This window comes from Nonomuraea sp. MTCD27 (assembly GCF_041950495.1).
In the GTDB taxonomy this organism is placed as follows: domain Bacteria; phylum Actinomycetota; class Actinomycetes; order Streptosporangiales; family Streptosporangiaceae; genus Nonomuraea.
Map to the genome: position 1 here is coordinate 63,575 of NZ_JBGNUW010000029.1, position 9,740 is coordinate 73,314.

Here is a 9,740-nt window from a genome sequence, read left to right on the forward strand (position 1 = left end):
CTGTGACGTGCTGTTGCGCCAGTTGGAGTACCTCGTCGCCCTGGCCAGGGAGCGGCATTTCGCCCGCGCCGCCGCGGCCTGTCACGTCTCCCAGCCATCGCTGTCCGCGGCCATCCGCAAGCTGGAGCGCGAGCTGGACGTGCCGCTGGTGCGGCGCGGGCAACGCTTCGCCGGGCTGACGCCCGAGGGTGAGCGGGTGGTGCTGTGGGCGCACCGCATCCTCGCCGACGCCGACGGGCTGCGCCAGGACCTGTCCCGGATGCGGGAAGGGCTGTCGGGGACGCTGCGCATGGGGGCGATCCCGACCGCGCTGACCGCGGCCTCGCTGCTGACCACGCCGTTCTGCGAGCGCTATCCGCACGTACGGGTGCGGCTGACGTCGCTGTCGTCCCGGGAGATCGCCCGGCGGCTGGCGGACTACGAGATCGACATGGCGATGACGTACCTCGACGACGAGGAGGAGGATTTCGGCGAGGTGCGCACCAGCCCGCTGTACGAGGAACGCTACCTGCTGCTCACCCCGTCCGACGGCGAGCTGGCCGACCGGCGGGTGGCGCGCTGGGCCGAGGTCGCCGCGCTGCCGCTGTGCCTGCTCGCCCCCGAGATGCGCAACCGCCGCATCCTGGACGCCAACTTCCGCCAGGCCGGAGCGGTGGCCGTCCCGGCGATCGAGACCGACACCGTCTCCGCCCTGTTCGCCCACGTGGCCACGCACCGGTGGTCCAGCGTGATCGCGCACGCGTGGCTGCACATGTTCGGCGTGCCGGAGGGCATGCGGGTGATCCGGCTGGAGCGGCCCGCGCGCGAACCCCGCGTCGGCCTGGTGGTGGCCGGTACGGGCCCCGAGTCGGTGATGGCCAGGGCGGTGCTGGACCTCGCCCGGGACCTTGATCTGCGTGAGGTGTTCGACCGGCTCACCCACGAGCACCTGGCATAGACGGCGCCTATCACCCGATAGACACAAACGCTTTGACCTGCGAAGACACCTCGTCGGACAGTGAGATCACCCAGACCGACAAGGAGCCGGAACCATGGCGAAAGTGTTGTGCGTGCTCTACGACGACCCGATCGACGGCTACCCCACCAGCTACGCCCGCGACGGCCTGCCTGCGCTGGCCGGCTACCCGGGCGGCCAGACCCTGCCCAGCCCGAAGGGCGTCGACTTCACCCCGGGTCAGCTGCTCGGCAGCGTCTCCGGCGAGCTGGGGCTGCGCCGTTTCCTGGAGGAGCGCGGTCACACGCTGGTGGTCACCTCCGACAAGGACGGCGACGGCTCGGAGTTCGACCGCGAGCTGGCCGACGCGGACGTGGTGATCTCGCAGCCGTTCTGGCCCGCGTACCTGACCGCCGAGCGCATCGCCCGTGCCCCCAAGCTGAAGCTGGCCGTCACCGCCGGCATCGGCTCCGACCACGTCGACCTCGACGCCGCCATCGCCCGCGGCGTCACCGTCGCCGAGGTCACCTACTGCAACAGCATCAGCGTCGCCGAGCACGTCGTGATGATGATCCTGTCTCTCGTACGCGACTACCTGCCCGCCCACCGGACGGTGCTGGATGGCGGCTGGAACATCGCCGACTGCGTCGCCCGCTCCTACGACCTGGAGGGCATGCACGTCGGCACCGTGGCCGCCGGCCGTATCGGCACGGCCGTGCTGCGCCGCCTCAAGCCGTTCGATGTGCACCTGCACTACACCGACCGGCACCGCCTGCCGCGCGAGGTCGAGGAGGAGCTCGGCCTCACCTTCCACCCCGACGCCGCCGCCATGGTCCCGGTCTGCGACGTGGTGACCATCAACGCCCCGCTCCACCCGGAGACCGAGGGCCTGTTCGGTGACGAGCTCATCGCCACGATGAAGCGAGGCGCGTACCTGATCAACACCGCCCGCGCCAAGATCGCCGACCGGGACGCGATCGTCCGTGCGCTGGAGAGCGGGCAGCTCGCCGGATACGCCGGCGACGTCTGGTACCCCCAGCCCGCTCCCGCCGACCACCCCTGGCGCACCATGCCGCACCACGGCATGACCCCGCACATCTCCGGCTCCTCGCTGTCCGCCCAGGCCCGCTACGCCGCCGGCACCCGCGAGATCCTGGAGGCGTGGCTGGAGGGCACCCCGATCCGCGAGGAGTACCTCATCGTCGAGGGCGGCGCGCTGGCCGGGACCGGCGCGCACTCCTACAGCACCCGCCAGCAGTAGCGGGGATGGGCGCGGTCAGTGGCGTGCCGGGTTCGGGCCCGGCACTCAGTGCTCGCGCCCGCCCCCTGATTTCTGGGTTCGAGGATGCACTGGCGCTGCCATCCGGGACGTGACGTGGGCCCAGTTCGCCAAGGCGTCGGCAGGTCTGCAGAGGGCCTTCGCCGAGCATGGACCCCGGCTGCTCTCAGTCCCCACGGGCGAGCGCGAGCAGAGCCGTGGGGGCGTCCCGCATGATCAGGTCGACGAGGTCGCGCCCCAGCCGGCGTTCGAGGCGCGGCAGGAACGCCCGGCCGAGCACGTCCATCCCTGGCCCTCCCCCGTACGCGCGCAACATCGAGCGGCGGCCGACGTCGGTGCCCAGACAAAGATGATCGGCCAGGCCCGCGGCAGCCATGCCCTCGATGAGGTCCAGGATGCGCGAGTCGGGGCCGTACTTGATCCGCCCCACGGTGTCGTAGACCAGGTAGGCGCCGCGGGAGACCAGCTCGCGGTGCAGCTCCAGGTCGGCGTTGCGGTCGGTGTGGCACAGCAGGACGCGGTGGGCCGCGACGCCGAGCTCGGCCAGCCGGTCGAGGATCTCGTGGGCCGCCGTGCCCGTCTCGCAGTGGACGGCCACCGCGACCCCCGCCTGTAGCGCCGCCTGCGCGCCGGCGCGGAACCAGCGATCCTCCTCGGCCGTGATGCGCTGATAGGAGGCCCCGAGCTTGACGATGCCGGCCCTCACCGTCGTCGGCACGGGCCGCGGGCCCGCCCAGTCGCGACCGTCGATGCCGCTGGTGAGGTCGGTGAGGACGATGTCGAGGAGCAGGTCGTCGGAGACCTCGCGGGCCCAGTGCGCGGCCGGGTAGTGCGCCGAGCGGTGGTAGCCCGTCGCCGCCACGACGTGCAGCCCCGCTCCGGCCGCCAGCTTGGCCAGCTCGGCCGGGCGGCGGCCCAGGCCGATGGGCGTCAGGTCGACGACGGTGCCGATGCCGCTGGCGCGGACCGCCGCCGCCTCGGCCGTGGACTTCGCCTCGTCCAGGAACTCGTCGCCGGGCAGCGCCGGGGTGCGCAGGAACAGGTGCTCGTGCGCGTCGACGTAGCCCAGCTCCGAGGCGGCCACCGGGCCGAGGACCGTCATGACCTCGCGCACCTCAGGAGCTCCGTTCACTAGCGTGCCAGCGTGATGTGGAAGACGAACTCGTCGCCCAGGTAGCGGGTCTGGGTCCGCTCCAGGGGCTGGCCGTTCTGGTTGAGGATGAGGCGCTCCTCGACGAGCAGTGCCGAACCCGGATCGACCTGCAGCAGCTTGGCGTCCTCGGCGTCGGCGTTGACCGCGACCAGGGTCCCCGTGGCGCTCGTGGGGATCTCGCCGAGCGCGCGCAGGGCCTCGTGGAGCGAGCTGTGCTCGAGGTCCTCGTTGAGCACGGCGCTGCAGGACATGGGGAGCACGACGTTCTCGATGGCCACCGGCTTGTCGTCAGCCAGCCGCAACCGGCGCACGTGCGTCACCTTCGAACGGGGCGCCAGGTGGAGCGCGGCCAGCTCGACGGCGGTGCCGGTGCGCAGCTCGCCCGACAGCATCCGGGAGCCGGGGACCGCGCCACGCCGGGCCATCTCCTCGGTGAACGAGCGCAGCCGCGCGATGTCGCGATGCACCTTCGGCTCGGCGACGAACGTGCCCACCCCCGGCACCCGGTAGATGAGGCCCTCGTCCACCAGGCGCTGCGCGGCCTGCCGCACGGTCATCCGGCTGACGTTGAACAGGGCGGACAGGTCCGCGTCCGACTCCACGGGGTCACCGGGGTGCAGGTTGGCGATGCGGCTGCGCAGGTGCCGTTCGACGGCCTGATGGCGAGGGATCGATTTCCTCGTCATGGCCACCTCACAGGTGCTCGACCACGATTCATGTGAACCAGTCTAGACGGGTTGGCCCGGCCCGCAGACCCCTTGACGGCATGGAGGGACGAAAGCTAACTTCAGGCACCAGTCTAGACAGGCTGTACCGGTGCCACTTCGGAGGAGCGACGCGTGGACGGAGACAGCGCCGTGCTCGGCGTCGACATCGGCGGCACCCAGATCAAATGGGTGCGCTGGTCTCGACGCTCCGGGGTGCTCGACCGCGGTGAACTGCCGACGCCCCGCTCGGGCGCGCCCGCCGTCGTCTCCGCCGTCGCGGAGCTGATCGGCGGCGGCAAGGCCGAGGCCGCCGGGGTCGCGGTGCCGGGACACCTGTCCGACGACCTGCGTGCCGTGCGCCTCGTGCCGAACCTGCCCGGGCAGTGGCAGGGGCTGCGCTTCGCCGACGAACTGGAGTCCAGGACCGGCGTGCGCGTGCGGCTGGTCAACGACGCCCGGGCCTTCGCGCTGGCCGAGCTGACGCTCGGGGCCGCCAAGGGGCACGACGACGTGCTGTTCGTGACGATGGGCACCGGCATCGGCGGCGCGCTCGCGCTCGGCGGCCGCATCCTGCGGGCCGGCGGTGACCGCGTCGGCGAGCTGGGGCACATGATCTGCCGTCCCGGCGGCGCCCTGTGCGGGTGCGGCGCACGGGGCTGCCTGGAGGCCGTCGCGGGCGGGGCGGCGCTGGTCGCCCGCGTACGCGCCGGCGGCGGCCGGGCCGGCACCCCCGAGGACGTGGTGCGCGAGGCCGGCCGGGCCGACGGCCTGGAGAGGTCCGTGCTCGAAGACGCCGGCCGGGCGCTCGGCCTGGTCCTGGGCAACGTCGTCGCCTACTCGGGCGTCGCCACCGTCGTCATCGGCGGCGGAGTGGCGCCCGCCTTCGCGTTCATGAAGCCGGCCGTCGATGCCGAGCTGGCCGCCCGCGTGCGGCTGGTGGGCGCGGTGGACCTCCGGCTCGCCCATCTCGGCTCCGGAGCGGGCGCGCTCGGAGCCGCACTCGTGGTGGCGCCCCACCCGAATCGCATAAATGGAGAGATTTGATGACTTTGAGCTGGATTTCCGCGGCACAGAAGGTGCTGGAGGAGATCCACCGAACGCAGGAGACCGCCATCGAGCAGGCGGCGGTGGTGGCCGCGCGCTCGATCGCCCGCGACGGGGTCGTCTACGCCTTCGGCACCGGCCACTCCAGGATGCCCGTCGAGGAGATCTTCCCGCGCTATGGATCGTTCCCGGGATTCCATCCCATCGTCGAGCTGTCGATGACCTTCCACAACCAGGTGGTCGGCGCGAACGGGCAGCGTCAGGCCATGTTCATCGAACGCGTCGAAGGGCTCGCGGACCAGATCCTGGCCAACTTCCAGCTCCGGCCGCACGACAGCCTGATGGTCTTCAGCGTCAGCGGGCTCAACGCCGTCCCCATCGAGATGGCGATCGGCGCGAGGAAGGCCGGAATCCCCGTGATCGCCGTGACGTCCCTCGCCGAGACGCACGCCGGCCCGGTACGCCACCCGAGCGGCACCCGCCTGGCCGACCACGGGGACGTCGTCATCGACCTGTGCTCCCCCGTGGGCGACGCGTTGTGCCACGTGGACGGCGTGGCCGAGCCGATCGGCCCGGTCAGCACGTTCACCGCCGTGGCGATCGTCAACGAGATCAAGGTTCGCTCGGCCCGCCTGCTGGCCGCCGACGGGCTCGTCCCGCCGGTCATCACCAGCTCCCGCCTGGTGGGGGACGAGCGCAGCTCGGAGCTGTTCGAGGCGGCCTACCTGGACTTCGCCCGGCGCGCCGCCGGGACGCTGCGCGGCGCCGGCGGGGAGGTGGGCGATGCGGGTGCTCGTGGCCGGTAGCCAGGGAGGCATCGGCGGGGCGTGCGCCGAGTCGGTCCGGGCGGCCGGTGGCCAGGTTCACGGCGTGGACGTGCGCCCGGACGGGGGCTCGACGGACATCACCCGAGCCGGGGGCGCCGAGGAAGCCGTCGGCAAGGCGTACGACGCGCTCGGCGGGCTCGACGGGGTGGTGCACGCGATCGGCATGTCGGGCCGCGGGCTGGGCGACGGCCGCGTCACCGAGTGCACCGACGAGGCGTGGGCCGAGGTGCACCGGGTCAACCACGAGTCCGTCTTCCGCCTGCTGAGGGCCGCGATCCCGAGGCTCGGGCGCGGCGGCTCGATCGTGATCGTGGGTTCGGCACTGGCCACGTCCCTGGACCGGGACTTCCGCACCGTGGCGTACGCCAGCGCCAAGGGCGCCCTGATCCCGCTGGTGCGCTCGGCGGCATTCGACGCCGCGCCCGCGGGCGTCCGGGTGAACCTGGTGGCCGCCGGGCTGGTGGACACCCCGATGGCCGGGCGCGCGCTGAGCTCCCCCGAGATCGCGGCGCGGCTGGCCGAGCTGATGCCGCTGGGCGGCACGGCCTGCACGCCGCGGGAGGTCGCCGAGGTCGTGACGTGGCTGCTGTCGCCGGCGGCCGGGCGAACGACCGGGGCGGTCGTCCCCGTGGACGGAGGGTGGCACCTGCGATGAAGGACCTGTGGAAGGGCGACGTCGTCGTGGTCGGCGGCGGGTCGGCGGGGTGCGCCGCCGCCGTCGCCGCGGCCCGCTCCGGCGCGCGGACCCTGCTCGTCGAGGCGGCCGGGTTCCTCGGCGGGACCGGGGCCGCCGTGCTCGACACGTTCTACGGCTTCTACGCCCCCGGGCGGGCCGACCGCGTCGTGGGCGGGATCGGCTGGGAGCTGTGCGAGCGGTTGCTGACATGGGAGCAGGCGTTCGAGCGGCCCAACACCTACGGGGCGGGCACCGGCGTGACGTACGAGCCGGAGGCGCTCAAGCTGGCCTGGGACGAGCTGGCCGAGGAGGCCGGCGCGCGGACGCTCCTGCACGCCACGGTCAGCCGCGTCGTCATGGACGGCGACCGGGTGGCCGAGGTCGTCGCCGAGACCAAGGCGGGCGCCGGCCGGATCGCCGGGGCCGTGTTCGTGGACGCCACCGGTGACGCCGAGCTGGCCTGGCGGGCCGGGGCCGCTGTGGAGCGGCCCGACGGGGAGCAGCGGGTGCAGCCGCTGACCGCCACATTCCGGCTGGGCGGTGTGGACCTGACCGCGACGCCCACCGCGGAGCTGCACCGGCTGATGCGCGAGGCGGCGGAGTCGGGTGACTTCGCGTTGCCGCGCACCGAGGGCTCGGCCCACCGCACGGTGCTCCCGAACGTGGTGCACACGAACATGACCCGCGTCAGCGACGTCAACCCGCTGGACCCGTGGGAGCTGTCCGAGGCCGAGCGGGAGGGCCGCCGCCAGGTGCGCGAATACGTGCGCTTCCTCAGGGCACGCGTCCCCGGCTACGAGCGGGCGTACCTGGTGGGCGTCTCCACCCGCATCGGCGTGCGGGAGAGCCGCCGGCTCGTCGGCCGGTACGTGCTGACCCGCGATGACGTGCTGTCCGGCCGCCGCTTCCCCGACGAGATCGCCCAGTGCGGCGCGCCCATCGAGGACCACGCCGCCGGCTCCTCGACGATCTGGCGGTACGTCGGCGGCGAACCGGCCGGGCTGACCTACGGCGTGCCGTACCGGTCCCTGCTGCCCCGGGAGGTCCAGGGCCTGATCGTCGCGGGGCGGTGCCTGTCGGCCACCCACGACGCGCACGCCTCCGTCCGGTCGATGGCGCAGTGCATGGCCATGGGACAGGCGGCGGGAACGGCCGCGGCCATCGCGGCCCGCGCCGGCCTGCCTCCCGCCGGCATCGACGCCACCGAGCTCCGCACCACGCTGCAAGACGGTGGCGCGCTGCTCGACCGGCCCTGTTTCGCTCGCGTGGACGGGAGATTTCCAGAGTGATCATCACATGTTCCGGGCGGGTCACACGATGCTGAGCCTCATCGTCCGCCGCCTCCTCGCCGGGGTGTTCGTGCTGTGGGGCGCGGCCACGCTGATCTTCCTGATCGTGCGCGTCGCCCCCGGCGACCCGGCCACGGTGCTGCTGGGACCGGACGCCGAGCCGGACCAGATCGCGGCCATGCGCGTCCGGCTCGGGCTGGACCGGCCGATCCTGCTGCAGTACTGGGACTATCTCGGCCAGAGCCTCCGACTCGACTTCGGCGACTCCTACCGCCTGGCGACCTCGGCGATCGACGCGGTGCTGTCCCGCCTGCCCGCCACGATCGACCTGACCCTCACCTCGGCGGTGATCTCCGTCTTCGCCGGGCTGCTGCTGGGCTCGGCCGCCGGCATCCGGGCCGGCTCCGGCCAGGACCGGATCGTGACGACGCTGACCATCGTGCTGCAGTCGTTCCCGACGTTCTGGATCGGCATCATGCTGATCCTGGTCTTCGCCCTGGGGCTGCGGCTGCTGCCGACCTCGGGCGCGCAGAGCCTCAGCAGCCTCGTCCTGCCGGCGGTGACGCTGTCGTTCCCGTTCACGGCGATCGTGGCCCGGGTCGCGCGCAGCGGCATCGCCGAGGCGATGGCGGAGCCGTACGTGCAGACGGCGCTGTCGAAGGGGCTGACCCCGCGTGAGGTGCTGACCGGGCACGTGCTGCGCAACGCGCTCATCCCGGTGACCACCGTCGTCGGGCTGCAGATCGGCGCGCTCCTGGGCGGCGCGGTCGTGGTGGAGAACGTCTTCGCCTGGCCGGGCCTGGGCACGCTGATCGTCGAGTCGGTGGGCAACCGCGACTACGCCGTGGTGCAGGCGGCCACGCTCACGATCGCCGCGATCATCGTGCTGCTCAACCTCGCCGCCGACCTGCTATACGCGCAGCTGGACCCCCGCATCCGGGGGGCGGCGTCATGACGGTCCTCCCCGGCTCCCTCTCCGGCCTCGTCGCCGCCCGGCGCGCGGGGCGGCGCAGCGGCCTCGTCCCGGCCGTCGTCATCGGCCTGTACCTGCTCGTGGCCGTGGCCGGCCCGCTGCTCATCGACTACGACCCCGTACGCACGCCGCTGGAGGACCGGCTGCTGGCGCCCGGGGCGAGCACGTCCACCGGCGGGACGGCCCTGCTCGGCACGGACGCGCTCGGCCGCGACGTGTTCGCCCAGGTCGTGTACGGCGCCCGCACGTCCGTCCTGATCGGCCTGAGCACGGTCGCGGTGTGCCTGGCGGTCGGGATGCTGGTCGGGTTCGTCGCGGGCTACTACCGGGGCTGGGTCGACTCGGTGCTCACCCGCCTGATCGACATCCTTCAGGCCTTCCCCGGGATCCTGCTGGCCATCGTGATCGCGGGGGTGTTCACGCCGAGCCTGTGGGTGATCGTCCTGGCGCTGTCGGTCACCGGCTGGATCTCCTTCGCGCGGGTGGCCAGGAGTGTCGTGCTGAGCGTGCGCGAGCGCTACTGGATCGACGCGGCCCGGCTCATCGGCGTACGCACCCGGCGCCTGCTCCGGCAGCACGTCCTGCCGTTCACCGTGGGCCCGCTCGTGGCGATGTCCACGCTCGAGTTCGCGCTCGTCGTCCTGGCCGAGGCCGGGCTGAGCTTCCTGGGGATCGGGCTGCCCGCGTCCTCGGTGTCGTGGGGCCAGACCGTCGCCAACGGCAAGGAGTACCTCAGCTCGGCGTGGTGGATCTCCGCGGCGCCGGGCCTGGCCCTGTCCGTCCTGGTCGTCAGCGTGGGCCTGCTCGGCGACACACTGACCGCCCGATACGGCCGTGCCCGATCCCGATAGTGCACTC

The 9,740-nt window shown here is 72.8% G+C and carries 10 protein-coding genes; 8 read left to right on the forward strand and 2 right to left on the reverse strand.

The genetic code is table 11. From position 1 onward, the window contains the following. Positions 1–7 precede the first annotated feature (7 nt). Together ACBJ59_RS53585 and ACBJ59_RS53590 are read left to right on the forward strand one after the other, a co-directional pair. Positions 8–937, forward strand: a complete 930-nt coding sequence (locus ACBJ59_RS53585; RefSeq protein WP_375117706.1) for a LysR family transcriptional regulator — start codon at positions 8–10, stop codon at positions 935–937. 94 nt (positions 938–1,031) lie between these two features. Beyond that, positions 1,032–2,195 carry an NAD-dependent formate dehydrogenase gene (locus ACBJ59_RS53590; protein WP_375117707.1) on the forward strand — a complete coding sequence of 388 codons (1,164 nt, stop codon included), beginning with the start codon at positions 1,032–1,034 and terminating at the stop codon, positions 2,193–2,195. A 184-nt stretch (positions 2,196–2,379) separates the two neighbouring features. Here ACBJ59_RS53590 and ACBJ59_RS53595 read toward each other — a convergent pair whose 3' ends face one another. Both ACBJ59_RS53595 and ACBJ59_RS53600 read right to left on the reverse strand, forming a co-directional pair. After that, the gene (locus ACBJ59_RS53595) at positions 2,380–3,315 is read right to left on the reverse strand and encodes a phosphotriesterase (RefSeq protein WP_375117708.1); all 936 of its coding nucleotides are present in this window, start codon (positions 3,313–3,315) and stop codon (positions 2,380–2,382) included. Positions 3,316–3,344: 29 nt separating this feature from the next. Beyond that, positions 3,345–4,052 (reverse strand): GntR family transcriptional regulator, encoded by a 708-nt coding sequence (locus tag ACBJ59_RS53600; RefSeq protein ID WP_375117709.1) that lies wholly within the window; start codon positions 4,050–4,052, stop codon positions 3,345–3,347. A gap of 153 nt (positions 4,053–4,205) precedes the next feature. On the opposite strand from ACBJ59_RS53600, the gene ACBJ59_RS53605 reads away from it, so the two are divergent. From ACBJ59_RS53605 to ACBJ59_RS53630, 6 genes are read left to right on the forward strand one after another with little or no spacing between them, the layout of a single operon-like run. Then, positions 4,206–5,117 (forward strand): ROK family protein, encoded by a 912-nt coding sequence (locus ACBJ59_RS53605; RefSeq protein ID WP_375117710.1) that lies wholly within the window; start codon positions 4,206–4,208, stop codon positions 5,115–5,117. Continuing rightward, positions 5,117–5,923 carry a sugar isomerase domain-containing protein gene (locus ACBJ59_RS53610; protein WP_375117711.1) on the forward strand — a complete coding sequence of 269 codons (807 nt, stop codon included), beginning with the start codon at positions 5,117–5,119 and terminating at the stop codon, positions 5,921–5,923. Before ACBJ59_RS53605 ends, ACBJ59_RS53610 begins: the two co-directional genes overlap by 1 nt. Further along, on the forward strand, positions 5,901–6,599 hold the full coding sequence (locus tag ACBJ59_RS53615; protein WP_375117712.1) for an SDR family oxidoreductase: 699 nt from the start codon (positions 5,901–5,903) through the stop codon (positions 6,597–6,599). Before ACBJ59_RS53610 ends, ACBJ59_RS53615 begins: the two co-directional genes overlap by 23 nt. Beyond that, positions 6,596–7,909 carry an FAD-dependent oxidoreductase gene (locus ACBJ59_RS53620; RefSeq protein ID WP_375117713.1) on the forward strand — a complete coding sequence of 438 codons (1,314 nt, stop codon included), beginning with the start codon at positions 6,596–6,598 and terminating at the stop codon, positions 7,907–7,909. The genes ACBJ59_RS53615 and ACBJ59_RS53620 overlap by 4 nt, the downstream gene beginning before the upstream one ends. Before the next feature lie 7 nt (positions 7,910–7,916). Beyond that, the gene (locus ACBJ59_RS53625; RefSeq protein ID WP_375117714.1) at positions 7,917–8,864 is read left to right on the forward strand and encodes an ABC transporter permease; all 948 of its coding nucleotides are present in this window, start codon (positions 7,917–7,919) and stop codon (positions 8,862–8,864) included. Beyond that, positions 8,861–9,733, forward strand: coding sequence for an ABC transporter permease (locus ACBJ59_RS53630; RefSeq protein WP_375117715.1), 873 nt, complete (start codon positions 8,861–8,863; stop codon positions 9,731–9,733). Before ACBJ59_RS53625 ends, ACBJ59_RS53630 begins: the two co-directional genes overlap by 4 nt. Positions 9,734–9,740: the final 7 nt, after the last annotated feature.